This window comes from Pseudarthrobacter sp. NPDC092419 (assembly GCF_044755045.1).
Classification (GTDB): domain Bacteria; phylum Actinomycetota; class Actinomycetes; order Actinomycetales; family Micrococcaceae; genus Arthrobacter.
Genome location: NZ_JBIVQF010000010.1, coordinates 74,767 through 99,281 on the forward strand (window position 1 = coordinate 74,767; position 24,515 = coordinate 99,281).

At 66.5% G+C, this 24,515-nt stretch carries 25 protein-coding genes; 17 read left to right on the forward strand and 8 right to left on the reverse strand.

Annotated features, from left to right (window positions below; genetic code table 11):
* Nucleotide 1: 1 nt before the first annotated feature.
* On the forward strand, nt 2-781 hold the full coding sequence (locus ACIQC0_RS14820) for a PIG-L deacetylase family protein (protein ID WP_400536063.1): 780 nt from the start codon (nt 2-4) through the stop codon (nt 779-781).
* Here ACIQC0_RS14820 and ACIQC0_RS14825 read toward each other — a convergent pair.
* From ACIQC0_RS14825 to ACIQC0_RS14840, 4 genes are all read right to left on the reverse strand, one after another.
* Nucleotides 778-1,590 carry an anti-sigma factor domain-containing protein gene (locus tag ACIQC0_RS14825; protein ID WP_400536066.1) on the reverse strand — a complete coding sequence of 271 codons (813 nt, stop codon included), beginning with the start codon at nt 1,588-1,590 and terminating at the stop codon, nt 778-780. The two genes, ACIQC0_RS14820 and ACIQC0_RS14825, sit on opposite strands and share 4 nt — an antisense overlap.
* Nucleotide 1,591: 1 nt before the next feature.
* Nucleotides 1,592-2,200, reverse strand: a complete 609-nt coding sequence (gene sigK, locus ACIQC0_RS14830; RefSeq protein ID WP_377214846.1) for an ECF RNA polymerase sigma factor SigK — start codon at nt 2,198-2,200, stop codon at nt 1,592-1,594.
* Nucleotides 2,201-2,420: 220 nt separating this feature from the next.
* The gene (locus ACIQC0_RS14835) at nt 2,421-2,888 is read right to left on the reverse strand and encodes a tRNA (cytidine(34)-2'-O)-methyltransferase (protein ID WP_377214847.1); all 468 of its coding nucleotides are present in this window, start codon (nt 2,886-2,888) and stop codon (nt 2,421-2,423) included.
* 57 nt (nt 2,889-2,945) lie between these two features.
* Nucleotides 2,946-3,887 carry a J domain-containing protein gene (locus tag ACIQC0_RS14840; RefSeq protein ID WP_400536070.1) on the reverse strand — a complete coding sequence of 314 codons (942 nt, stop codon included), beginning with the start codon at nt 3,885-3,887 and terminating at the stop codon, nt 2,946-2,948.
* Between the two features lie 136 nt (nt 3,888-4,023).
* Here ACIQC0_RS14840 and ACIQC0_RS14845 point away from each other — a divergent pair, with 136 nt between their 5' ends.
* From ACIQC0_RS14845 to ACIQC0_RS14870, 6 genes are all read left to right on the forward strand, one after another.
* On the forward strand, nt 4,024-5,253 hold the full coding sequence (locus ACIQC0_RS14845) for a cysteine desulfurase family protein (RefSeq protein WP_400536073.1): 1,230 nt from the start codon (nt 4,024-4,026) through the stop codon (nt 5,251-5,253).
* Nucleotides 5,254-5,418: 165 nt separating this feature from the next.
* Nucleotides 5,419-6,546 carry a tRNA 2-thiouridine(34) synthase MnmA gene (gene mnmA, locus ACIQC0_RS14850; RefSeq protein ID WP_400536075.1) on the forward strand — a complete coding sequence of 376 codons (1,128 nt, stop codon included), beginning with the start codon at nt 5,419-5,421 and terminating at the stop codon, nt 6,544-6,546.
* Between the two features lie 28 nt (nt 6,547-6,574).
* Nucleotides 6,575-6,775 carry a hypothetical protein gene (locus ACIQC0_RS14855; protein WP_400536078.1) on the forward strand — a complete coding sequence of 67 codons (201 nt, stop codon included), beginning with the start codon at nt 6,575-6,577 and terminating at the stop codon, nt 6,773-6,775.
* Between the two features lie 152 nt (nt 6,776-6,927).
* Entirely contained in the window at nt 6,928-7,383 is a 456-nt protein-coding gene (locus ACIQC0_RS14860) for an ATP-binding cassette domain-containing protein (RefSeq protein ID WP_400536147.1), read from the forward strand.
* A gap of 91 nt (nt 7,384-7,474) precedes the next feature.
* Nucleotides 7,475-7,882, forward strand: coding sequence for a chorismate mutase (locus ACIQC0_RS14865; RefSeq protein ID WP_377214851.1), 408 nt, complete (start codon nt 7,475-7,477; stop codon nt 7,880-7,882).
* A gap of 35 nt (nt 7,883-7,917) precedes the next feature.
* Nucleotides 7,918-8,940, forward strand: coding sequence for a hypothetical protein (locus ACIQC0_RS14870; protein ID WP_400536150.1), 1,023 nt, complete (start codon nt 7,918-7,920; stop codon nt 8,938-8,940).
* A gap of 76 nt (nt 8,941-9,016) precedes the next feature.
* On the opposite strand, the gene ACIQC0_RS14875 is transcribed toward ACIQC0_RS14870, so the two are convergent.
* Nucleotides 9,017-9,739, reverse strand: coding sequence for a DUF4166 domain-containing protein (locus tag ACIQC0_RS14875; protein WP_400536081.1), 723 nt, complete (start codon nt 9,737-9,739; stop codon nt 9,017-9,019).
* A 189-nt stretch (nt 9,740-9,928) separates the two neighbouring features.
* Between ACIQC0_RS14875 and mtrA the strand changes: the two genes are divergently transcribed.
* From mtrA to secA, 7 genes are all read left to right on the forward strand, one after another.
* Entirely contained in the window at nt 9,929-10,603 is a 675-nt protein-coding gene (gene mtrA, locus ACIQC0_RS14880; protein WP_377214853.1) for an MtrAB system response regulator MtrA, read from the forward strand.
* A gap of 34 nt (nt 10,604-10,637) precedes the next feature.
* Nucleotides 10,638-12,401, forward strand: a complete 1,764-nt coding sequence (mtrB, locus tag ACIQC0_RS14885; RefSeq protein WP_377214933.1) for an MtrAB system histidine kinase MtrB — start codon at nt 10,638-10,640, stop codon at nt 12,399-12,401.
* A complete protein-coding gene (locus ACIQC0_RS14890; protein WP_400536085.1) occupies nt 12,398-14,116 on the forward strand; it encodes an LpqB family beta-propeller domain-containing protein in 1,719 nt (572 codons plus the stop codon). Before mtrB ends, ACIQC0_RS14890 begins: the two co-directional genes overlap by 4 nt.
* Nucleotides 14,117-14,211: 95 nt before the next feature.
* Nucleotides 14,212-15,174 carry a ComF family protein gene (locus tag ACIQC0_RS14895; RefSeq protein WP_377214855.1) on the forward strand — a complete coding sequence of 321 codons (963 nt, stop codon included), beginning with the start codon at nt 14,212-14,214 and terminating at the stop codon, nt 15,172-15,174.
* 131 nt (nt 15,175-15,305) lie between these two features.
* Nucleotides 15,306-16,031: a ribosome hibernation-promoting factor, HPF/YfiA family gene (gene hpf, locus ACIQC0_RS14900; protein WP_377214856.1), complete on the forward strand. Its 726-nt coding sequence runs from the start codon at nt 15,306-15,308 to the stop codon at nt 16,029-16,031.
* A gap of 31 nt (nt 16,032-16,062) precedes the next feature.
* Entirely contained in the window at nt 16,063-17,271 is a 1,209-nt protein-coding gene (locus ACIQC0_RS14905) for a winged helix-turn-helix domain-containing protein (protein ID WP_400536088.1), read from the forward strand.
* A gap of 113 nt (nt 17,272-17,384) precedes the next feature.
* On the forward strand, nt 17,385-20,126 hold the full coding sequence (gene secA, locus ACIQC0_RS14910; protein ID WP_400536091.1) for a preprotein translocase subunit SecA: 2,742 nt from the start codon (nt 17,385-17,387) through the stop codon (nt 20,124-20,126).
* 5 nt (nt 20,127-20,131) lie between these two features.
* On the opposite strand, the gene ACIQC0_RS14915 is transcribed toward secA, so the two are convergent.
* Together ACIQC0_RS14915 and ACIQC0_RS14920 are read right to left on the reverse strand one after the other, a co-directional pair.
* Nucleotides 20,132-20,584, reverse strand: coding sequence for an Rv3235 family protein (locus tag ACIQC0_RS14915; protein WP_400536094.1), 453 nt, complete (start codon nt 20,582-20,584; stop codon nt 20,132-20,134).
* Nucleotides 20,585-20,650: 66 nt separating this feature from the next.
* Nucleotides 20,651-21,436 carry a LysM peptidoglycan-binding domain-containing protein gene (locus ACIQC0_RS14920; RefSeq protein WP_400536097.1) on the reverse strand — a complete coding sequence of 262 codons (786 nt, stop codon included), beginning with the start codon at nt 21,434-21,436 and terminating at the stop codon, nt 20,651-20,653.
* Between the two features lie 179 nt (nt 21,437-21,615).
* Between ACIQC0_RS14920 and ACIQC0_RS14925 the strand changes: the two genes are divergently transcribed.
* Nucleotides 21,616-22,146: a hypothetical protein gene (locus ACIQC0_RS14925; RefSeq protein WP_377214861.1), complete on the forward strand. Its 531-nt coding sequence runs from the start codon at nt 21,616-21,618 to the stop codon at nt 22,144-22,146.
* 41 nt (nt 22,147-22,187) lie between these two features.
* Here the strand turns inward: ACIQC0_RS14925 and ACIQC0_RS14930 are convergent, their stop codons facing one another.
* The gene (locus ACIQC0_RS14930; RefSeq protein ID WP_377214862.1) at nt 22,188-22,403 is read right to left on the reverse strand and encodes a helix-turn-helix domain-containing protein; all 216 of its coding nucleotides are present in this window, start codon (nt 22,401-22,403) and stop codon (nt 22,188-22,190) included.
* Between the two features lie 154 nt (nt 22,404-22,557).
* Here ACIQC0_RS14930 and ACIQC0_RS14935 point away from each other — a divergent pair, with 154 nt between their 5' ends.
* The gene (locus ACIQC0_RS14935; protein ID WP_400536101.1) at nt 22,558-23,202 is read left to right on the forward strand and encodes a hypothetical protein; all 645 of its coding nucleotides are present in this window, start codon (nt 22,558-22,560) and stop codon (nt 23,200-23,202) included.
* The gene (locus ACIQC0_RS14940; RefSeq protein WP_400536103.1) at nt 23,199-24,497 is read left to right on the forward strand and encodes a CpaE family protein; all 1,299 of its coding nucleotides are present in this window, start codon (nt 23,199-23,201) and stop codon (nt 24,495-24,497) included. Before ACIQC0_RS14935 ends, ACIQC0_RS14940 begins: the two co-directional genes overlap by 4 nt.
* Nucleotides 24,498-24,515 lie beyond the last annotated feature (18 nt).

Here is a 24,515-nt window from a genome sequence, read left to right on the forward strand (position 1 = left end):
GTTGGCTGATCCGACGGCCAGCGCACAGAGCCCGTTCAACCCGGAGATCCACCGGGTTGGGCGGGTGCTCTGTTTCGCGGCCCACCCGGATGACATTGACTTCGGCGCTGCGGGAACCATCGCCGCCTGGACCGCCGCGGGGATTGAGGTCAGCTACTGCATCATGACCGACGGCGACGCGGGCGGCTTCGACCCCGCGCACCGCGCGGACATCATCGCACTCCGCGATTCCGAGCAGCGCCGCGCCGCCGCACTGGTCGGCGTCACCGACATCCATTACCTGCACCAGCGGGACGGTTACCTTGAGCCCTCGCACGAGGTCATGAAGGCCGTGGTGAGGCTTATCCGGGAGGTCCGTCCCGACGTCGTACTCGCCATGCACCCCGAACGGAACTGGCAGCGGATCCAGAAGAGCCATCCGGATCACCTGGCGGTGGGGGAAGCTGTGACGAGGGCCGTGTATCCGGCACTGGAGAACCCGTTCGCCTACCCGGAGCTGGCGGAGGCCGGGCTGGCCGCATACAAGTTGCCCTGGCTGTGGCTCTACGCGGGGCCGGAGGAACGGGAAAACCACTTCGTTGACGTGACGGTCCACGTCGAAGCTAAGCTGCAGGCCATCCACGTCCACGTGAGCCAGCATCCGGACGTGGCGGCGATGGAAGCAACGGTCCGCCAGGGGATGCGCCGCAACGCCGCACGAGCCGGGCTGCCGGACGGTGCCAGCGCCGAAGCGTTCCACGTGGTGGAAATCAACGGCCCGGGCACCATCGCGGGTTTCTAGGCTCCCAGCGGAGCTGCGGCAACAGTCGGAAGCGTGGGGGACGTGGAACCGCCGGCAGGCTCCACCGTGATGCCGAGCGCTGCGGCCGAGGAAATGCCCTTGACCATGGCCGGCTTGGACAGCGCCTCGGCGTCCATGAGCCCCTGCGAGACCGGTGCGGAACCGTCCTTCGGTATCAGCCACATCTGATAGACCTTGCCCTCGGGTGGAGCCGGGACGCCGTTCATCTTCACCACGGCGGCATCCTTCTCGGAGGAGATGAGCACCGTGGCGGTGCCGCCGCCGGCAACCTGCACCGACGCCTGGCGGACGTCCTGGGCCCGGGCCACCTGGTTCATGGGATCGTTCTGGTCGGCAAGATAGGAGCCGACACCGACGCCCCCCAGGGCGATGGCAGCCGCTGCGGCCACGCCGGCCAACCAGCGCCGCGTGCCCGTGGGCCGACGGCGGAGCTTCCGTTCCCTGGCCAGCGACAGTTCGTCTACGGCCGGGTCGTGCCACGGCGCAGGGGCCGGCACGGAGGCCGGAAGCTGGGCCACGATGCGGTCGAAGAGGTCTGCCGGTGGTTCTTCCTCGGCGCGGAACGTCATGGCCAGCGTCTCCCTGGCAACGCGGACACGCTCGAAGAATGCAGTACGTTCGGCCTCGGGGGCGGCCGAGAGGTACCCGTCAATGGCCTGCCGTTCCTGCTCCGTGACCGCGTCCAGGGCGTAAAGTTCGGCCAGGTCTACGGCCCGTCCGGAGGCGAGGTCAGTGGCTATCGCGTCCCCGAAGGATCCAGTGGAGCGTCCCTTGTTCATGTCTGTCATCTCAACTCACCCCCAAACAGGTTTTTAGTCGTATCAGTCCGTCGCGTATGCGCGACTTGATGGTGGGTACTGCGGCGTTCAGTTTTTCAGCGACTTCCCGATAGGTCAGGCCGCCGTAATAGGCCAGACGCACGGACTCCTGCTGGGTTTCCGTGAGCGTGCCCAGGCACCGGACCACGGCTTCGGCCTCGAGCCTGCTGCCAACCTCGTCCGAGACCGAGTCATGGTCGATATCCTGCGTGGTCGCCCCGTACTTGGCTTCGCGGTCCGTTGCAGACTGGGCCGACCTGACCCGGTCAACGGCCCGGCGGTGCGAGATGGTCATCAGCCACGAGAGCGCGCTGCCGGCCCGCGGATCGAACTTGGCCGCATTTTGCCAGACCTGCAGGAAGACCTCCTGTGTGGTGTCCTGGCTCAATTCCGGGTCGATAAGGACGCGGCGCGCCATGCCGTAGACCCGGCGTGAAGTCAGCTGGTAGAACTCCGAGAAGGCCGCCTGGTCGCCCCTGCCCGTGCGTTCGAGCAGTTCCGTCAGGCGCTGGCTGAGGTCGGCCGGAGGCTCTGTCACCGCGGCCGCGGCCTCGGAGTTGGGAGCATTGGGAGTTTCCATTACTACCAAGCATAAGTCTCCCTGCGGTGATTCCAGGGCAGTTGCCCCGGCGTGACGTGTTCGTGCACGCAGATCCGTTCCCAGCAACGTCACGTGCACCTCCCTGCGTCTCCCGGGAACATTCCCGTGTGGAATGTCCTCGGATGTCATTCGGTGCGGAGAGCCCGGCGGATGGGTGCGTGCCGGCCGGGGCGCGCCGGTACAGGTCCTGCCGGCGTCCTCAGACCTGCGCGCCTGCGAATCCCTGCTGGCGCCAGGCCTCGTAGACGGCGATCGAAGCCGCATTGGCCAGGTTCAGCGAGCGCAGAGCAGGGAGCATGGGCAGCCGGACGGTGGCCGTCACGTGCGGATCAGACTTCAGCTCCGGCGGCAGCCCCACGGATTCCTGTCCAAACATCAGGACGTCCCCGGGCTGGTAGGCGATGTCCGTGTAGCTCACGGAACCGTCCGAGGTGAAGGCGTAGACCCGTTCAGGCTGCAGGTGCTGCCAGGCGTCCTCGATGCTGCGGTGGACCGTCACGACTGCGAGGTCATGGTAATCGAGTCCGGCGCGCTTCAGCTTGGCGTCCGAGAAGTCGAAACCCAGCGGCTCCACCAGGTGCAGTTCGGCGCCGGTGATGGCGGCGAGCCGGATGGCGTTTCCCGTGTTGCCGGGGATTTCGGGGGAATGGAAGAGGATGCGGAACACCGTTCCATCCTAGCCGCGCAGGAAAGCGGTGCGCCGGAAGCCGCCGGCGCAGCGGATTCAGTGCATTCCCCGCAGCAGCCGCGCGAGGACCGGAACATTCACCGTGTTCGGCGCCGGCCCGGAAGAAAGAAACTCCTTCACTCCGCGCACCATCCCGGCTGCGTTGACCACGTGGACGGTTTCCAGCGCGCCCGCGGCCCGGCGGTGCTGGTCGATCACGGGCTCGTGCAGGTTGCCGCCGGGGCTCAACACCACGGTCCACCCGGTCACGTTCAACTCGGGAAAGATGTCCTGCATCGCCCGCACCACTCCGGCCAGGCGCGGCGGAGGAATGGACCGGCCGCCGTGGTTCAGGGTCTGCCCGTCCCAGGCGTACGCGCCCTTGGGCAGGAGCATGGAGCCGATGAGGGCCAGCCGATATCCGGACAGTAAGGCGTGGTCGATATGGCTGTTGTCGGCGGGGGACTGCAGGCCGTTGATCAGCCGTGCCGCCGGTATGGCAGGCAGGACCTGGCGGGTAATCAGCTGCACGGTCCGCAGTTCGCGCTGGATCCGGGCTTCGGCGCCGAAAATGCCCCGCTTCCGGGGTTCCCCATGAACCTGCCGTGCCGCCACGGACAAGGGAATGAGCGGCACGGTTCCAGGTGCCAGAGCGTCGTAGGGAGGAAGATACGACGGCGGGTCGCCGGCTGTGTTGCGCTGCTTCCCGGGCCGGTGCACGGTGGCCGAAGCCCGGCTTCCCGCCGCCGGTGCGTCGAAGTGCGGTTCCTCGGGCACGGCTGCGCCTGAGCCGGCAGCGTAGGACCGGTCGTAGGCCTTGCGCCGCTGTGGGTCGATGAGCGTTTCGTAGGCCGCAGTGACCCTCCGGAACGCCGCGGGATCCCCGCCATGGTCCGGATGGGCGCTCCGGGCTGCCCGCCGGTAGGCCACTTTGATTTCCTTCTCGGTGGCGTTGACCGCCACCTTCAGGACCTGGTAGTGGCTGCTGCTCTGGGTCAAGCACTCATCCTTTGTTCGGGCGCCGTGCCGGGGCCGGCCGTGTGCCCAGTTTATGGGTCCTTCCAGACAACGAATCCCTCCCGGCTGCAGGTTCCCCGGCCCGGTCTGCCGGGACGCGGGCGGCTAGAATTACAACGTGTCCGTTTACCTCGACCATGCAGCCACCACGCCCCTCGCGGCGGAGGCGCTCGCCGCGCTGACCAGGGAGCTCGCGCGTACCGGCAATCCGTCCTCGCTCCACGGTTCCGGCCGCAGGGCCCGGCGTTCGGTGGAGGATGCGCGGGAAACCATTGCCGCCGCCGCCGGCGCCCACCCTTCCGAGGTGATCTTCACATCAGGCGGTACCGAGGCGGACAACCTTGCCGTCAAGGGCCTGTACTGGTCCCGGGTGGCGGGAAACCCGGCACGGCGGCGGATCCTGTGCTCCGCCGTCGAACATCACGCCGTCCTGGACACCGTGGAGTGGCTGGAACGCCACGAAGGGGCGGAGGTGTGCTGGCTGCCAGTCGACGCTGAGGGCACGGTGGACCTGGCATTCCTTGAGGGCGAACTCGCACGTGAGCCCGAAAACATCGCCCTGGTCACCGTCATGTGGGCCAACAACGAGGTGGGCACCGTCCAGCCCATCGGCCGGATCGTGGAGCTGGCCCATGCGGTAGCCGTTCCCGTGCACTCCGATGCCGTGCAGGCCTTTGGGTCGCTGCCGGTGGATTTCAAGGCCTCAAGGCTGGACGCGATGTCCATTTCCGGGCACAAGATCGGCGGTCCGGTGGGCGTCGGTGCCTTGCTGCTGGGCCGCGCCGTCACACTGACGCCGGTCCTGCACGGTGGCGGACAGGAACGCGACGTCCGCTCCGGCACGCTCGATACCGCGTCCATCGCGGCCTTTGCCGCCGCTGCCCGGATAGTCACCACCAACCTTGACACTGAGAGTGCGCGGCTCAGCGCGCTCCGCGACCGGCTGATCGACGGCGTGCGGGAGCGGGTCCCGGAAGCCGTCCTGCGCGGCGCCCCAGGCAGCCGGCGCCTGCCCGGCAACGCGCACTTCACCTTCCCCGGCTGCGAGGGCGATTCCCTCCTCTTCCTGCTTGACCTTGCCGGCATCGAGTCGTCCACCGGCTCTGCCTGCACTGCCGGTGTGCCGCGGCCGTCCCATGTGCTGCTCGCTATGGGACTGGACGAGGAGACCGCCCGGGGCGCGCAGCGCTTCTCGCTGGGACACGCGTCAGTAGCGGCCGACGTCGATGCCCTCCTCGCAGCCCTGCCTGACGCTTACGCCCGGGCCAGGCAGGCCGGAATGGCCGGGCACGAATCCTCCATCCAGACAGCGGCAACCGCTGCCAGGAGGACCGGGGGAGAGCCCTGAACCATTCTCCACGATGGTGGCAGGGCAGCCGAGGGCCAGCGGGGGATTTGCACAGGTCTGTAAATTTGCGCCGGTCCGTAGAATAGAGGGGCGAGGACTTTCCCGGAGACAGCCGGCGGTCCGTTCCCCTCAGGCCACAGGGCCGACCCCCAACAGAAAGCCAGTATGCGAGTTCTAGCAGCAATGAGCGGCGGCGTGGATTCCGCCGTAGCAGCCGCCCGCGCCGTCGAGGCCGGACACGATGTTGTCGGTGTCCACCTGGCGCTGTCCCGCATGCCCGGAACCCTGCGCACCGGAAGCCGCGGCTGCTGCACCATCGAAGACTCCCGGGATGCCTGGCGCGCCTGCGACGTTCTGGGCATTCCCTACTACGTGTGGGACTTCTCGGAGCGCTTCAAGGAAGACGTCGTGCAGGACTTCATCGACGAGTACGCCGCCGGCCGCACGCCCAATCCCTGCATGCGGTGCAACGAGCGCATCAAGTTCGCCGCCCTCCTGGAAAAGGCCATTGCGCTGGGCTTTGACGCCGTGTGCACCGGCCACTATGCCAAGGTCATCGAGGACGCCCAAGGCAACCGCGAACTGCACCGCGCCGCCGACTGGGCCAAGGACCAGAGCTATGTCCTGGGCGTGTTGACCCACGAGCAGCTCAAGCACTCGATGTTCCCGCTGGCGGACACCCCATCCAAGGCCGAAGTCCGCGCCGAAGCCGAACGCCGCGGACTGTCCGTTGCCAACAAGCCGGACAGCCACGACATCTGCTTCATTCCGGATGGAGACACCGCAGGCTGGCTGGCAGAGAAGATCGACATGGCCACGGGCGACATCGTGGATGAGTCCGGCGCCAAGGTGGGCGAGCATGCCGGCGCCAACGCCTTCACCGTGGGTCAGCGGCGCGGTCTGAAGCTGGGCACGCCGGCAGCCGATGGCAAACCCCGGTTCGTGCTGGAGATCCGCCCCAAGGAGAACAAGGTGGTGGTGGGCCCCGAGGCGCTGCTGGCCATCGACGAGATCAAGGGCATCAAGGTCTCCTGGGCCGGGCTGCCCATTGCCGAGGTTGCCACCGGCGCGGAGTTCGACTGCCATGCCCAGGTCCGTGCCCACGGTGATCCGGTCCCTGCCCGGGCCCGCATGGAAGCCGGGGCTGATGGTGCCGGGGGCCTGGTGGTGCGCCTGGAAACGCCGCTGCGTGGTGTTGCCCCCGGCCAGACGGTGGTGCTCTACCAGGGCACCCGCGTACTGGGGCAGGCAACCATCGACGCCGCCAGGTCATTGCAGCGGGCTGAGCTCTAAAAATAGAGGCTGTGTCTCAACTCACAGGATGTCCGCACTGGATGTCACCGTGCAGGCGGAAATCCTGGAGTTGCTGAGGGACCTGCGGGACAAGTACGGTACCTCCATCGTGCTGATTACCCACAACATGGGAGTAGCGGCGGACCTCGCCGACCGCGTGGCCTCGCAGGCTGCGAACCCGCACGTTCCGTGCCGTGGGCGGCGTCAGCTTCACGCTCTCCCGCGGTGAGGTGTTCGGCCTGGCGGGGAGTCCGGTTCCGGTAAGACGACCATCGGGCGGGCCATCGCCGGACTTAACCGCACCACGGGCGGAAGCCTGAAGGTCCTCGGGTACGAGATGCTCAACCTGAGGGAACGCACCTTCAAGCCCCTTCGCACGATATCGGGTTCGTCTTCCAGGGCCCGGCCGCGTCCTTTAACCCGCAGCTGACCATCGGCGAATGCATTGCCGAGCCCATGCTGATCCACACCCGGCCTTCTGCGACGGAGGGGCGTAAACGCGTTGCTGAGCCGCTCGAGTCAGTCCACCTGCCGGCGTCGTACGCTGCTCGCTATCCGCACGAGCTCTCGGGTGGGCAGCGGCAGCGCGCGTCCCTGGCCCGCGCACTAAGCCTCAACCCGCGGCTCCTGATCGCCGATGAGCCGACGTCGGCCCTCGACGTATCGGTGCAGGCGAAGGTGCTGGAGCTGGGCCGGATGGTGGAGCAGGGCATCGGCAGCCAGGTGATGGGCAATCCGCAGCATGGCTACACGCGGCGCTTCCTCGCATCTTTGCCCGTGCCCGATCCGGACGAGCAGGCGCGGCGCGAAGCGCACCGGGCGCTCCTGGCACACTGAGGTCCCTGGCGTTGGGCGCCGGTTCCGGACACCTGTCCGGGCCGGCGCTTAACACCCGCGGCGGTTCACCCGCTGCCCATAGACTGGAATCATGACGCAGCACAATCCTCCTTCTCCCGCGCCTGACGAGTACGACCCCTCAGCGAGTTCGCTGGCTGGCCAGGTGGACAACTCGGTGATGGCTGAACTGCTGTCCATCCGTTCGAGCATCGACAACATCGACGCCACGCTGGTGTATCTCCTCGCGGAGCGGTTCAAGGCGACGCAGAAGGTGGGATTCCTGAAGGCGGCCCACCGGCTGCCGGCAGGGGACCCGGGCCGGGAAACCGCCCAGATTGCCCGGCTCCGCAGGCTCGCGGAAGATGCGCACCTGGACCCGGCGTTTGCGGAGAAATTCCTGAACTTCATCATCGGCGAAGTGATCCGCCATCATGAGGCCATCGCCGAGGACCACCAGGCGGCGGCCGGGCAGCACCCGCAGGCGACGGCCCGCGCGTGAGCCTCGAAGAACAACGCGGAGGCGGCGGGACGGGTATGCAGGCGCCCCCGGCTGAAGTGACGGCCACCGCGCTGGGGCCGTGGCCGGGGGAGGATCCCCTTGAGGCGGCCCGCATCATCCGCGGCGAGCTCGGCAGGCCGCACCTGCCCTTCCTCCCCGAACTGCCGGCCCGGGGCATCGGCTCCGATGCGCTGGGCCGGACAGCGTGCCTGCTTGAGGAATTGGCTGTTGATGTGCAGCCGTATGGCTGGCGGCTGGTGCACCGGCCGGGCAAAGACTTCCAGCGGGCGGCGTCGGCGCTTTCCACGGACATCAATATCCTGGCGGACGTGGCAGGCGCCGAAGATGTGCCTGCCGCCGACATCAAGCTCCAGCTGGTGGGGCCGCTGAGCCTTGCCGCCGGACTGCACCTCCATAACGGTGAACGGGCGCTGCTCGATCACGGCGCCCGTCGTGACCTGGCAGAATCCCTGGCGGCAGGCGTGGGCAGCTACCTTGCCCGGGTGGCTGCGGCGGTTCCCGGCGCCCGCCTGGTGGTGCAGCTGGATGAACCGGATATTGCCGCTGTCCTGGCCGGCGCAATTCCTACTGCCAGCGGTTACCGCACCCTGCGGGCGGTGCCTGAGTCTGAAGCCCGGGAAGCCTGGCGGCTGGTCACTGCGGCGCTGCGGGAGGCCGGAGCTGCCGAAGTCGTGGTGGCAGTCCCCGAAATCGAAGCACCGTTCGGGCAGGTCCTTTCCGCCGGTGCGGACGGGATAGCGGTGCCGGTCAGGGCGCTGACGTTCCGCCAGTGGGAACAGCTGGCCGGGGCCGTGGAAGCCGGGCACCGGCTGTGGCTTGGGGCCCTGGACGTCTCCGGCCCACAGCTCCAGTCCACGGCGGCTGCGGTGGACTCAGTATGGCGCCCGTGGCGGGAGCTCGGCCTTTCGGCCTCCGGCCTTGCGTCGCTGCGGGTCACTCCCTCGGCGGGACTTGCCGGCCACACACCGGCGCAGGCGTCGGCGGTGCTGGGCAGGCTCACGCAGGTGGCGGACGGGCTCAACCAGCTGGCGCACTAAGGGCCGCCAGCCGGCTTGGTCGGTGGGTATTCCCGACTTTCTCCGTGAGGCCCGTCCCGGCTGGCGCCGGACGTTGTCAGATCCGGTTCTCCCACCGGTCCGGCTGCGCGTAGCGCGGGAGGAAACTGCGGGCCTGGCTGGCACCGCTGTAGGGCCGGAGCCGGTAGTCGAAGCTGCCCGCGTAGACCAGCACCAGGCCAGCATGGGGCTGGATGACCTTGACCTGGATCCGGTGCCGGCCCGCGGCGCCGTCCCACCATTGCTCCGCGTAGGCTTTGGCGTCCAGGGCTGCCGGGAGGGCAAGCCGGAACGGGCCAACAAACAGTCTCGCGGCTTCCGAGACTCCGCGGAGCCGGCCTTCCGGAGTGACGGAGAGGTTCAGGTCGGTGACCATGTTCCGGCGCCGGCCCACATAGTCAACCAGCCGCGTATCCGGCCGGGGCACCCCGCTGCCGCGGTCCGTGACTGCGCTGGTGGTGTCCTGGAAGATCCGGGTCCTGCCGGGAAAACGGATCTCGCGGCGCGCCGTCAGGCTGGACCGGCCGAACGGATCCTGGTGTGCATGGTTTTCGATCCGGAACGGGATGTTTTCGCCGTACTCCGGGAAGAACGCCTGCTCCCCGGAGGCAAGCCGCAGGAGCGGGCGCAGCCACTCCTGCCGGCAACCCACCACGTCGAAGGTTCCTTCGCCCACGCCGTACTGGCCGGAGCCGGGAACCAGCGAAAAGTACTCCTGGAGTTCGGGCTGGAGCCGGGCATAGTCCGCACCCAGCGCCTGCCGGTAGATGGGGATGTTCATCGTTGACCTCCTGATGGGCGCCGCCGGCCGGGGACCGGGGGTGCCCGCGTGTGCCGGGTACGGGCTTCCTCCGCCGCGCACAAGTGCGCATGCCCCCAGACTATAGTTCCGGCGTCGTACGTTCCCGCCCGCGCCATGCCGGGCGCCGCTCAACACGACAAAGGCTCGCTGATAAGGGAATATATAACTATGAAGGCACGCATTCTGGTTGTTGACGATGACGAAGCGCTGGCCGAAATGATTGGGATTGTCCTCCGCAACGACGGATTTGAACCGGTCTTTTGCGCGGACGGCGCACAGGCCCTTGACGTATTCCGCTCATCCCGGCCGGACCTGGTCCTGTTGGACCTGATGCTTCCCGGTGCGGACGGCATTGAGGTCTGCCGGCAGGTCCGGGCCGAATCGGATGTGCCTATCGTGATGCTGACCGCCAAGTCGGACACCTCGGATGTCGTCCGGGGACTGGAGTCCGGTGCGGACGATTACGTGCCCAAACCCTTCAAACCGGCCGAGCTCGTGGCCCGCGTGCGCGCTCGGCTCCGTCCCGGGGACCAGAAGGCCCCCGAGACCCTGCGCATCGCGGACATCACCATCGATGTTGCGGGCCACACCGTGAGCCGCGGCAACGAACGGATCTCGCTGACCCCCCTGGAGTTCGACCTGCTGGTGGCACTGGCGCGCAAGCCGTGGCAGGTGTTCACCCGCGAGCTGCTGCTTGAGCAGGTCTGGGGTTACCGGCACGCCGCGGATACGCGCCTGGTCAATGTCCATGTGCAGCGGCTGCGGTCCAAGATCGAGCAGGACCCGGAAGCTCCCGAGGTCGTTTTGACGGTGCGTGGTGTCGGCTACAAAGCAGGGGCCTGATCCCCGGCGCGTGCCGGACCACCCTGAAGCGGTGATGCTCCGCCTTCGCCGCCTGGCCTTTCGTTCAAGGATCTGGCAGCGGCGCGCCCTGATCGTGGGCCTCCGCGTATGGCGTCTGGTCCGGATGGGCGTCCGCCGTTTTCTCCCCGGCCTCCGCTATGTGGCGCGCATGCTGCAGCGCCGGTGGCGGCGCTCCCTCCAGTTCCGCACGGTGCTCACCACGCTCCTGCTCGCCGTCACCTCCTTTGCCGTAGTGGGCGCGTACCTCTCCAACCAGATCGCGCACAACCTGTTCCAGGAACGCCTTACCCAGGCGGAATCCGAAACCCGCTACCACGTCAAGCAGGTGCAGGAAACGTTCGACGGCGCCCAGGTCACCGACCAGTCCAGCGTCATCACCCTGGTCTACGACACGCTCAACGCGGTCGAAGGCCGCGGCTCGGTAATCCAGCGCCGTTACGTGTTCGAAGCTGTTCCCGAGCAGACCAAACCGCGGAACCGCTGGGTTGAATCCCGGGCCTCGGACCAGCTGACCGTCAGCGTGATTCCGCCCGAACTGCGCAAGGCCGTGCAGCAGTCCGGCAAGGACCAGTATTGGGCATCCACCGTGATACCTGTCGGCACAGAGGACCGCCCCGGAATCGCCGTGGGCAACAAGGTGACCTTCAACGGCACTGTCTACGAGCTGTACCTGATCTACGACCTGAACACCGCCCAGCAGACCCTGGACGAAATCCAGGGCGTGCTGTGGGCCGGCGGCGCAGTCCTGGTCCTGCTGATCGGCGCCGTCGCCTGGTATGTCACGCGGAACGTGGTCAGTCCCGTCAGCCATGCGGCCACCGTCTCGGAGAAACTTGCCGCCGGACAGCTGCAGGAACGCATGGTGGTCCGCGGCGAAGACGAGGTGGCCCGCCTTGGCGCGTCCTTCAACCACATGGCTGCGAGCCTGCAGGAGCAGATCACGCAGTTGGCCACCCTGTCACAGATGCAGCAGCGGTTCGTGTCGGACGTCTCGCACGAACTGCGGACGCCGCTGACCACGGTACGGATGGCCGCGGAGGTCCTGTATGACGCACGCGAAGACTTCGATCCCATCAACAAGCGGTCGGCCGAGCTGCTGTACAACCAGGTGGAACGGTTCCAGTCCCTGCTCTCGGACCTCTTGGAGATCTCCCGCTTCGACGCCGGCGTGGCAGTTCTTGATGCCGAGCCGGAGGACATCGTCCAGGTCATTTCCCACGTGATCGACGGCGCCGCGCCCGTTGCGGCCCAATACGGCTCGGAGATCATCCTTCGTGCGCCCGCGGAGCCGATTGTCGTTGACATGGATGCCCGCCGCATCGACCGGATCCTGCGCAACCTGATCCTGAACGCCGTGGAGCACGGGGAAGGCAAGCCCGTCACAGTCACGGTGGCTGCCAACGGCAACGCCGTCGGTATCGCCGTCCGGGACCACGGCATCGGGATGGAACCGGCCGAGGCAGCGCGGGTCTTCGACCGCTTCTGGCGTGCCGATCCTGCCCGCGCCCGCACCACCGGCGGCAGCGGCCTGGGCCTTTCCATCGCGATGGAGGACACCAAGCTCCACAACGGCTGGCTGCAGGCGTGGGGAAGGAAAGGCGGCGGCGCCAACTTCCGGCTGACCCTGCCACTGCGCCAGGGCGAAGAAATCGAAGCTTCCCCGGTCCAGCTGGAGCCCGGGGACATCATGTTTCCGGGCGGATCGGAATCACGCACCATGGTGCTGCTGGAGCCCGGGTCGCTGGCCCCGGCCGCTACGTCGAAGGAGAAGGAATGAACGGCCCCGGACCGAGGCAGGCGCCGCTGCTGGCCTTCGTGCTGGTCCTGCTGGTCCTGCTGCTGCCGGCCTGCGCCCGCATTCCCACCTCCGGGCCTGTGGGCAAGAGCAGCGAGGGCAGCGCCGGCAACGTCAGTGCGCCCGTCTTCCTGCCTGCCGCACCCCAGAAGGGGGCATCGCCGGACACCATCATCGACTATTTCTACCGGGCAGGCAGTGGCTACGAAGACGACTACGCCGTGGCGCGCCAGTACCTCACGCAGGCCTCGTCCGTGTCCTGGCGTCCGGACCAGCGGGCCCTCGTCTACCGGGACGCGCGGGTGGTCCCGACGAAGACCGAGAACGTCTACAATTACGAGCTCGACGTGGCATACACGGTGGATGCGGACGGCGTCGCAACCCAGTCACCGGAGGGAACCATCGAAAAAATCCCGGTGACGGTGGCCCAGGTGGATGGCGAATGGCGCATCTCCGAAATCCCGGACGGAACGGCCATCCCCGAAGAGACGTTCAAAGTCATCTACGGAGCCTTTCCCATCTACTTCTACGACCCCAGCTTCACCTACGCGGTTCCGGATGTGCGCTGGTTCATCAAGAACAAGACGGTCAAAGCGATGACCAGTGCACTGCTGGCCGGGCCCGCGCCGTACCTTCGGGGGGCCGTGGCCAGCGCATTTCCGTCAGGGATCAAGTTGGCCCGCGAATCCGTGCCGGTGGTGTCCGGAGCGGCCCAGGTGGACCTCAGCGCCAAGGAACTGATGGCCACATCCGCGGAGGACCGCCTGCGGATGCAGATGCAGCTCACACTTACCTTCCGCAGCCAGCCTGATGTGGTCAACGTGGAGCTGCGGGCCAACCAGGACCTGGTCCGGGTGGAGGACGATGGCACGGTCCTGCCGCCCGTGCAGAACAAGAGCGTTCCCTCACGCCAGATCGCCATCAGCGACAGGGAACTGGCCCGGTACGAGAACAACCGCATTTCGCCTTTGCCGGACATGCAGCCCGTCTCGTCCTTCGGTCCGCGCTACCCGGCGGAATCGCCTGTATCCCAGGCGGCCGCGTTCCTTAACGCGGGCCGGTCGACGCTCTACAGCCTCCTTCCCGGGGAGACGCCGCGCGCCCTCACAACGCGGAGCACTCTGACCAGGCCCTCGTTCGACCTCCAGGACTGGGTGTGGACAGCTGGCCCCGGTGCTTCCGGAGGAACCGAGGTGGCCGCCTTCAGGCCCGCAGGAACCGCCCCGGGCCTGGCCGCACCTGCCGTGACTTTGCGGCCGGCCTGGCTGGCCGGACGGACGGTCAAGGAGTTCCGAATCTCCCGCGAAGGAGTGCGGGCGCTGGTGATTTCCGAACAAAGCGGCCAGACCCGCGTTCAGGTTGCAGGCATCATCCGGGGCAGGGACGGCACTCCGCGGGAGCTGACCACGCCGGTGACGCTGGCTGCTTCCGGCCAGCCGGACCAGGGGATATGGGTCACGGACACCACGGTGGCTGTGATGAAGGGCTCGAAGGCTGCGAACGTCACGCCGGAGCTGCTGTCTCTCACCTCCGGCGAACCCCAGCCCTTGGCGCCGTGGCCCGGCCTGGTTGCGCTCAGCGCCGGAAACGGGCCAGACGAGATCTACGGGCAGTCAGCCGAGGGCATCTTCCAGCGTCTGGGCAACGGCTGGTCGCCCCAGATCACGGGGCCGGTTGATCCGGCATTTCCCGGCTGATCCGACCTCCCCGGCCTGACCAGACGCCGGAGGGTTTATCCACATAGGGACAGACCTCCGTGCATCATGCCCGGTGGCCCGGGCATGATGCAGGAATGAGCACCCCGCAGAACCCGCCCGGGAGGTCCGGCCGGCCGGCCGGCCAGGACCCCGACCTTGGGCCCCCGCCTGAACCCGCAGGCCGCCACCGGGCGGCGCAGCCTTCCGCCATGCTGCGTTTTGCCGATCACGCGGCCGGTGCCTGCGCGGACCTGCTGGCCCTGGCCGTCCCGGTGGACTGCGTGGCCTGCGGAGCAGAGGACCACACCCTGTGCGTTCCATGCCAACGCCGCCTCCGGCTCCTGACCAGGCAACCGTTCAGGGCGGAGTCCGGCGCGCCCGCCCTGATGGACGTGGACGGGGCGGTACTGCTGCCGGTGGTTGCCGCAGGCGTCTACCGCGAGGAACTGGCACAATCGCTCCTTTCCTTCAAGCGGCACGGTCAGCATCAACTGCGGGAGTGCTTGGCCCGGGCCCTGGCAGGGGCGGTGCAGGCAGCGGTCCCGCACGACGCCGGAGGAACCGCCCTGGTGCCTGTGCCCACCAGCACGGCCGCCTACCTGAGCCGTGGCTTCAGTCCCGTCCACCTCCTCCTTGCGGCTGCGGGGCGGCAGCTCCCCGGGATGGTGGTCGCCAACGTGCTCGCCAAGTCACGCACGGCGGCGGGCTGGCCGCCCCGACCGCTGCGTGGTCTGTCCGGCGGCGGCCAGAAAGGACTCGGGCGGGGCGCCCGGGCCAGCCGCGTCCGGGGTTCCATGCGGGTACGCCGGGCGGGCGTTGCGGGTCTCCGCTGCATCATCGTCGACGACGTCCTGACCACCGGGGCAACCCTGTCCGAGGCTGCCCGGGCACTGCACGCCGGAGGGGCCAAAGTGTCCGGAGCGGTGGTGCTGGCTGCCGCCCGGCCGCCGGATGCCGCCGTCGCCGGCCAGATCGGGGTGGGCAGGGCGCCCTTGCGTGCCGAGGCTGCCGGCCCGGAAAAAATAAACCAAGAAAAGATGAATAACGCGTGGCGATGAACTAACGTCGGTGATGGGTACAAAGAACAGAATGTACCTTTCGATGGCGGCTCGGAGAGGGGCTCGACTGTCAGGCAGATCGGCCCAGGGATGTTCCGCCGTCGTGTCACCGAAGTCATTTGGAGGGCACCATGGAGTTTATGATCAGCGGACGAAATCTGACGGTTTCAGACCGGTTCCGTGAATACGCCGGGGAAAAGATTTCAAAGATCGAATCGCTGGGGGATAAGGTCCAGCGCGTCGACGCGAAAGTGTCCAAGGAGACCAATGCCCGGCAGACCGGCGACCAGCTGACTGTCGAAGTGACGGTGCTGGGCAGGGGGCCCGTGATCCGCGCCGAAGCGAGCGCCGCTGACAAGTTCGCAGCATTCGACCTGGCCTACAACAAGCTGCTGGAACGGCTTCGCCGTGCCAAGGACCGCAAGAAGGTCCACCACGGGCGCCACACGCCCAAGGCCGTCCGCGAAGCAACTGCTTCCCTTGAGCCCGCCAGTACCCAGGAGCCGCTGTACCTTGAAGCGAGCCACCGCAATGACGCAGCTGCGGCCCCGGCAGAGAAATCACCCTACGACGTGGACAATGACATTCCGGCCGGCGATTCGCCCGTCCTGATCCGCCGGAAGGTCTTCCCGGCTGCCTCGCTGTCCCTGGATGATGCCGTGGACAACATGGAACTTGTGGGCCACGACTTCTACCTGTTCGTCGACAAGGCCACGAACACTCCCTCGGTGGTCTACCGCCGCCGTGGCTGGACCTACGGCGTGATCACCCTGGACCACGAATGCGAGCCGGGAGACACCGTCGTAGAAGAAAAGATCCTCGCCTACCGTTCGGATGACGCCGCCGCGAACGCCTAGGGTGGCGTAACCCGCTCAAGAGAGGACTGATGTGCCCGCAAAGCTGAGCCTGAACCAGGCCCGGCGGATCGCGTTGGCAGCCCAGGGACTCGACAAGGTACGGCCCGCCGGCCCCGTGACAGCACGGACGGTGGGCCGTACCTTTGCCCGGCTCCAGCTGGTCCAGATTGATTCCGTCAACGTCCTGGCGCGGAGCCACTTCCTCCCGTTTTTCTCCAGGTTAGGGCCGTATGACCGCTCCATCCTGCAGCGGATGGCTGGCAGCCACCCCCGCCGGATGATGGAGTACTGGGCGCACGAAGCCAGTTTTATCCGGCCGGGACATTACCGGGATCTGCTCCTGTGGCAGAAGCGTGAATGGGTGGGCGCAGGACGGTTGAACCCGGAGGTGCGGGACTCCGTCGCCGCAGGAATCCTCGGCGTCCTGGAACGGTCCCGGCCCCTCACTGCCTCTGCACTCACTGCCCGGCTGGGGCATGTCGAAACCGAACCTGCCGACGGCTGGGGATGGAAATGGAACACGGTCAAGAGGGTTCTGGAGCACCTGTTTGAAGCAGGCGTGGTGGCTGCCGCGTCCCGGACGGAACAGTTCGAGCGGAGGTATACCCTGGCTGAACGCATCATGCCTCCACTGGACACCGCCGCCCCCCTTGACCGGGCCGAGGCGCTCAATCGGCTCGTGGAGGCGGCAGCACAGGCGCATGGGATCGGCACGGTACGCTGCTTCGCCGACTATTTCCGTACGCCTGTGAAGGCCACGGCGGAGTCTGTGGATTTCCTGGTAGGCAGGGGAGTTTTGGAACCTGTAGCAGTGGAGGGATGGAACCGTCTTGTCTTCCGGCACGTTGCGGCACGGCTGCCCCGGCGCGCGGAGGGCCGCGCGCTCCTGAGCCCCTTTGACTCCGCGGTGTTCGAACGGCGCCGGCTGGAGGAACTGTTCGGGTTCCACTACCGGATTGAGATCTACACGCCGCAGCATAAGAGGCGCTTTGGATACTACGTCCTGCCGTTCCTGCTTCGGGACACCATGGTGGCCCGCGTTGACCTGAAGGCGGACCGGCAGGGAGGTCGCCTGCTGGTGAGGTCGGCGTTTGCCGAGCCGCACGCACCGGCGGACACCGCCGTCGAACTCGCTGCTGAACTGGTGTTGATGGCAGGCTGGCTGGGACTCGACGCGGTGGAGGTCCATCCGAAGGGGGACCTTTCCGGTGCCTTGGCCAGGGTTGTGGCGGGCTCCTGACCGGTTCTTCGCTCTGAGGGAAACCTGCCCCTGAACGGTGGCATGTGCGGCGGGTCTCTCCCGTAGACTAAAAACGCCAGAATTCGGCGGCATCAGACTGGGAGCATCTTCACGTGGCATCACTTATCGAAAAACTTCTCCGCACGGGTGACAAGAAAACACTCCGGCAGCTGAGGAATTATGCCGACTCCATCAATGCCCTTGAGGATTCCTTTAAGACATTCACGGATGCCGAGCTCCGCGCCGAGACTGGCCGGTTGCGTGAGCGGCACCAGGACGGCGAGAAGCTGGAGGACCTGCTCCCGGAGGCGTTTGCTGCCGTCCGGGAAGCGTCATCCAGGACCTTGGGAATGCGGCACTTCGATGTCCAGCTGATGGGTGGCGCCGCCCTCCACCTTGGCAACATCGCGGAAATGAAGACCGGTGAAGGCAAGACCCTGGTGGCCACCGCTCCGGCCTACCTGAACGCGCTTTCGGGCAAGGGTGTTCACGTGGTCACGGTGAACGACTACCTTGCCGAATACCAGTCGGATCTTATGGGCCGTGTCTACCGTTTCCTGGGCCTCACCAGCGGCTGCATCCTGTCCAACCAGGACCCGTCCGTCCGCCGCCAGCAGTACGCCGCGGACATTACGTATGGCACCAACAACGAGTTCGGCTTCGATTACCTGCGCGACAACATGGCGTGGGACAAGAACGAGTTGGTGCAGCGCGGCCACAACTTCGCGATCGTCGATGAAGTGGACTCGATCCTGATCGACGAGGCCCGGACGCCGCTGATTATCTCCGGCCCCGCGCAGGGTGACACCAACCGCTGGTACAGCGAATTTGCCAAGGTGGTGCTGCGCCTCCAGCCCGGAGCCGACTACGAGGTGGACGAGAAGAAGCGTACTGTCGGTGTCCTTGAAAGCGGAATCGAAAAGGTCGAGGACTACCTGGGCATCCACAACCTCTACGAGTCCGCCAACACTCCGCTGATCGGCTTCCTCAACAACGCCATCAAGGCCAAGGAGCTCTTCAAGCGGGATAAGGACTACGTCATCCTGGACGGCGAAGTCCTCATCGTTGACGAGCACACTGGCCGCATCCTGGCCGGCCGCCGCTACAACGAGGGCATGCACCAAGCCATCGAGGCCAAGGAAGGCGTGGAGATCAAGGCGGAGAACCAGACGCTGGCAACCGTCACTCTGCAGAACTACTTCCGTATGTACAACAAGCTTTCAGGAATGACCGGTACGGCCGAGACCGAGGCCGCGGAGTTCATGAGCACCTACAAGCTGGGCGTGGTGGCCATCCCCACCAACCGCGACATGCAGCGGATCGACCAACCGGACCTGGTGTTCAAGAACGAAACCGTGAAGTTCGACGCCGTGGTGCGCGACATCGCCGAACGGCACGCCAAAGGCCAGCCGGTCCTGGTGGGTACCACCAGCGTCGAGAAAAGCGAATACCTTTCAGGGCTGCTTGCCAAGGAAGGCGTCCGCCACGAGGTCCTGAACGCAAAGAACCACGCCCGGGAAGCGGCCATCGTGGCCCAGGCCGGGCGTAAGGGTGCGGTGACCGTGGCGACCAACATGGCCGGCCGCGGTACGGACATCATGCTGGGAGGCAATGCGGAATTTACCGCGGTCGCTGAACTCGCCAAGCGGGGGCTTGATCCGGAAGAGAACTCGGAAGAGTACGAGGCCGCGTGGCCGGCAGCCCTGGAAGCCGCCAAGCAGTCGGTCAAGGACGAACACGAGGAAGTCCTGAACCTGGGTGGGCTCTACGTCCTGGGTACAGAGCGGCACGAGTCCCGCCGCATCGACAATCAGCTTCGGGGCCGGTCGGGCCGCCAGGGCGACCCCGGTGAGTCCCGGTTCTACCTGTCGCTGACCGATGACCTGATGCGGCTCTTCAACTCAGGCGCCGCCGAGCGCCTGATGAACAGTTCCGTCCCCGACGACGTGGCACTGGAATCCAAGCTGGTGTCCCGGGCCATCGCTTCCGCGCAGGGCCAGGTGGAGGGACGCAACGCCGAGCAGCGCAAGAACGTGCTGAAGTACGACGACGTCCTGAACCGCCAGCGCGAAGCTATCTACAGCGACCGCCGGAGGATCCTGGAAGGCGATGACCTGCATGAGAAGGTGCAGTTCTTCGTGGAGGACACCATCTCCGCACTCATCGACGCCGCCACGGTGGAGGGCAACGGAGATGACTGGGACTTCCAGCAGCTGTGGACCAACCTCAAGACGCTGTACCCGGTCAGCATCACGCCGGAGGAGCTCATTGAAGAAGCTGGAGGCAAGTCGAGGCTTACGGCGGAGTTCCTCAAGGAGGAAATCCTCTCCGACGCACGCTTGGTCTACCAGGCCCGCGAAGAGGCCCTCGGTTCGGAAAGCATGCGTGAACTGGAACGCCGGGTTGTGCTGTCCGTCATCGGCCGCAAGTGGCAGGAACACCTCTACGAGATGGACTACCTGAAGGAAGGAATCGGGCTTCGTGCCATGGCCCAGCGCGACCCGCTGGTGGAGTACCAGCGCGAAGGGTTCGTGATGTTCCAGAGCATGATGGAGGCCATCCGCGAAGAGAGCGTCGGATTCCTGTTCAACCTCGAAGTCGAAGTGACCCCGGCCCGCGATGTCGTGGTGCAGGACGCCGCGGGCGCGCACACCGAGCATGTTGAACCGCAGGTCCGGGCAGCCGGGCTGGAGGCTCCTGAGAAGCCTGCACAGCTGCAGTACACGGCTCCCAGCGAGAGCGGCGGAGCCCAGACCCGCGTGGAGACCCGTTCGTCGGGGTCCGGCCGGTCCGGCAATCCAGCGAAAGCTGCCGCACAGGACGCCGCCAAGCGGGCCAGAAAAAAGCGGAACTGACCTGACTAGCCAACGACGAGTTCGGTGACCCGCCAGACCTGCCTGTTCCGTTCCAGGCGGACAGCGACTGCGCGGGCGCGGACCTCGTCCACGACTACGGCGCTGGCTTCGTAGACTCCCTCCGACACTTCACAGACCCGGACCGACCCGACACTGGAGTTACGGTGCAGCCGTGCAAGGACCGGGTTGGCCGTGCGTGTTGCCTCGCGGCGGATCAGGGCCGCCCTGTGCTGCAGGGTGGCCAGACACCGCGGATCAAGCCGCCGTGCCAGTTGGTGGACGGGCCGGATACCGGCCAGCACCTCCATTGCCGCTTGGACCGTACCCCGCGTGATGGCACGGATCTCGGAAGAATCGTCGCTGGGAGTTGCTGTTTGACTCTGCGGCCGGGGTCTTGCCTGCTGTCCGGCCTTCTTCCCCAGCCCCTGTGCATTCTGGATCGGTGTTACTGCGGTCATGGGGTTCCCCTTGTCGGTGACGTGGTTGATGACTGCCTTTGTGTGGTTGGTGCGGTGCCGCTGGGGTCAACGGCTCGATGGGGCCTGGAGGACCTGCCCGGGCATGAGCACATCGGGGTTCAGCCCGATAAGGCTTCGATTTGCCTGATACCAGCGCGGCCAGTGAAGTGCCACGTCCACATCGGAAGCTCCCGGTCCAAGGTCCCTTTTCGCGATGTCCCACAGGGTGTCCCCGGCCAGCACAGTCACTTCTTCACTTCGCCCATGCGGAGCGGTGTCCGCCTGAAGTCCGGCGCGGATACCCGGCGGCGCCAGCAGGCCAGGGCCCGTCACAGGCGCCGATGGCCGCCACTGTGGATCGAGGCGTGAAGGATCTCCCTCCGGGCGGGACATCGCAGTACCGGCCGGTGCCGAGACTTCCGTCCGGGTTGGCATCCACTCCGGCCCCGGCGCCATGGCGGCGTGAACCGCCGGGCCGGAAAGAAGCTGGAGCGAGAGCACAGCGAGGATGAGCCGTCGCATGAAGGCCGGCGAGAACCGCCGGGCGGCCGCGGCGGCGCGGCCCTTACCGCAACGCTCCAGGATGATGGCGGCTGCGGACCATGCCATCGACAGCACCCACCAAGACATCACGGCGGCGCCTGCTGCCGAGGCCAGGGCACCGAGGGCATCTGCTTCGCCGGGCCACTGCAGGGTATCCAGCGTCACCGCGGAACGTCCTGGACCGGCACCGAGCTTCCACCTGTCCACGGTGGCCTTGCCGGAGAACACAAGGACAGCCCCAAGGAGCAGGATGGCGGCAGACATTGCCACGTCAGAAGCCAGGGAAACCTTTGAGTCGGACTCAGTCATTTCAACCCCTTTGATGCAGTTTGATGCTGTTTGATGAACTTGGACCAAGTGTGAACTGTTTCCGTAAGTTTTGTCCATACGCTGGAGGCAAATACTTTGCCGCGTTGACCCCGGAGACCGCCGGGACCTACGCTGTGCGAATGCGCTGGGATGCCCTTTTTGCTGACTTGGAAAGCCAGATGACGGAACAGGACCACCTGGTCCTGGATGCGGAAGTCAGTGACCGCGTACGTGCGGAGCTGGTGGGAATCGGTATCGTGGACCGTCTGCGCGGGTCCGTGAACTGCCGGCTCACGGTGTACCTGCTGTGCGGGGAAGCGGTCCATGGAGTTCTGCGGCATGCGGGTGCGGACGCCATGGTCCTAGACGAGGGAAAGCACCAGGTTCTCGTGCCGTACATGTCGGTGGCGCACTACTCCGGGCTTGGCCGGCTGGCGCCGGGGGAGAGGTCCGGAGTGAAAAGGCGGCTGGGTCTCGCCCACGCGCTAAGGGGCCTGGCCCGGGACCGTGCCGGGCTTTCAGTGACCGTTGGCGCCGGCGCGCCGTCCATCCGCCTTGACGGGGTCATCGACAGGGTAGGTGCGGACTATTTCGATCTTGCGCTCGTGGCGCCCGGCGAGGTGCGACGGAAGGCACACGTACAGCAGGTCTCCACGGTCCCGTTTACGGCCGTCTCGCTGGTCAGGTCGAGGGTGGGCGGGGCGCTCTAGAAGTTTGGGTGTTCCGGGAACCGGCAGTGCGGACGCCTACGTCAGACCGACTTGGCCTTTGACGCCTGGATAATGCGGCTGGCTTCGGCGTAGCGCTCTTCGATGTACTGTTCAAGCATTTTTTCCTCGACCCGCCACTGGCCCCTCCCGCCCACCTGGATGGCCTTCAGCTCGCCGCTGCGGACCAGCGCGTACGCCGCCGGCGCATTGATCTGAAGCTGCTCGGCTACATCCGCGAGTGTTAGGAACCTGGGCATAAACCCATTTTGCCATCGATAGACCCCAAATGCGGGCGTTATCCACAGATTGGCAATATTTTCCCTCGTGACTTTTGTTCCCGAGCCCTTGCCGCAACAATGAGGGTGCCGGCCCACGAGGGCACGCCGGCGTAGTGGAGGGGGAAGAAACGTCATGGGTCCTGAATCGTCTGTCGCTGCGGCCCGGTTGAAGCGGCCGTCATGGAAGGATCCGCGCCTCGTTGTCGGCATCTTGCTGGTCCTGGCCAGCGTGGCGGGCGTCATCAGCCTTCTCTCCGGAGCGGACCGTACTACCGAGGTTTTCGCCGCCAGAAACAGCATCGGGGTGGGCGAACGGATCACCGCAGAGAACCTGATCCGAACCAAAGTGCGCCTGGGTGAAACCGAACAGCACTACATTACGGCAGCCTCAGGCTTGCCGGAAAATGCCGTGGCCATCCAGCGGATTGGCAAGGACCAGTTGGTGCCGCGAACGAGCCTGGGCGTCGTTGACGCCCTCGACCGCAAGCCGGTGGCGCTGACCGTTTCGGAAGCCCTGCCGGCCCAGGCCGTGGCTGGGGCCCGTGTCGATGTCTGGGTGGCCCAGCCCGATGCCCGCAATGGTTTCAACGAACCGAGACTTCTGCTCCCGGGCGCTGAAATCGCGGAGGTGACTGAGGGTGCAACCGCGCTGGGTTCAGCAAAGACCACCGTGCTGATGGTCCTCGTCGATGACAGCAGCATGCCCGCGCTTCTCGGCGCGCAGGCCAACGACGCCAGGATTTCCGTGGTCTGGAACCCGGGCGGTGGAAGCGAATGAGCATCCCGGTCGTCACCGTGGGCGAGGACCGGGACCTGGTGGGCGGGCTGGAACGCCTCCACGGCCCGGTAACGGTGGTTCGGCGCTGTGCGGAACTTCCGGAGCTCCTGGCTGCATGCCAGAGCGGCCTTGCCCGGGCAGCCGTGGTGGCCGGGGGGACGGAAGGGCTCACAGCGTCGCTGGTCGACAGGCTCGGCGCCGTTGGCGTAGCGATTATTGCCCTCACCGACAGTCCTGAAGAAGCTGCCAGGCTCCGCGGAATTGGCGTCGCCTCTGCCCTGACCGGCGTTGGATCGGCGGAATTGTCGGAGCGCATCGCGGAGGCCGTGGAATACCTGACCGGGCAGCGGCATGATTCGGCCAGCTCGATGGCGGATACCGCAGCGTCCTTGACGACGGTACCTGCGGACCCGCGCGAGGAGCCGGACGGTCCGGGCCCGGGGCGGATTATTGCCCTGTGGGGACCCGCCGGAAGCCCAGGCCGCACTACTCTTGCCGTTAATGTCGCGGGCGAGCTTGCCGCTGAAGGAAAAGACGTCATTCTGGTGGATGCCGACAGTTACGGTGCCAGCGTTGCTGCGGTGCTTGGGCTGCTGGACGAGTCCGCGGGGCTGGCCCAGGCCTGCCGGCTGGCAGACCAGGGAGTCCTTGATGCGGCAGCCCTTGCGGGGATAGCAGCTCCGGTGGCCACAGCGCTGGGCAGGTTTCGGGTCCTTACGGGTATTACCAGGGCGGACCGGTGGACAGAACTCCGGGCGCCTGCGCTGGCCGTGGTCCTCGAGCGCGCCCGCCAGGTGGCCGACGTCGTGGTGGTTGACACAGGGTTTTGCCTTGAGGCCGACGAGGAACTTAGTTTCGACACCATGGCGCCGCGCAGGAACGCGGCGACGCTCCGCTCGCTCGAGCTTGCGGACACGTTGTTCGCCATAGGAGCAGCCGATCCGGTGGGGGTTCCGCGGCTGGTCCGCGCACTGGCCGAGCTGGAAGCAGCCGTCCCGCAGGCCTCGCCGGTAGTGGTCATGAACAAGGTCCGGGCCTCGTCAGTCGGCCGTGGGCCGGAAAGACAGCTGCAGGACGCCTGGCACCGCTATGGACCGGAGGCCGCCATCCATGCCTTCCTGCCCTTCGACGGCCCGGCGGCCGACGCCGCCCTGCTCGGAGGTTCACTCCTGCTGGAATGCGCGCCTGACTCCGGGCTGCGGCACGCCATTAGGAATCTCGTTTGTGCACCTGCCCAGCAAAATCGCAAATCCTCTGTATTTTCTTCCACCGCAGGCCGGAGGGCGAAGGACTAGGCTCGACCTATGAGCTGC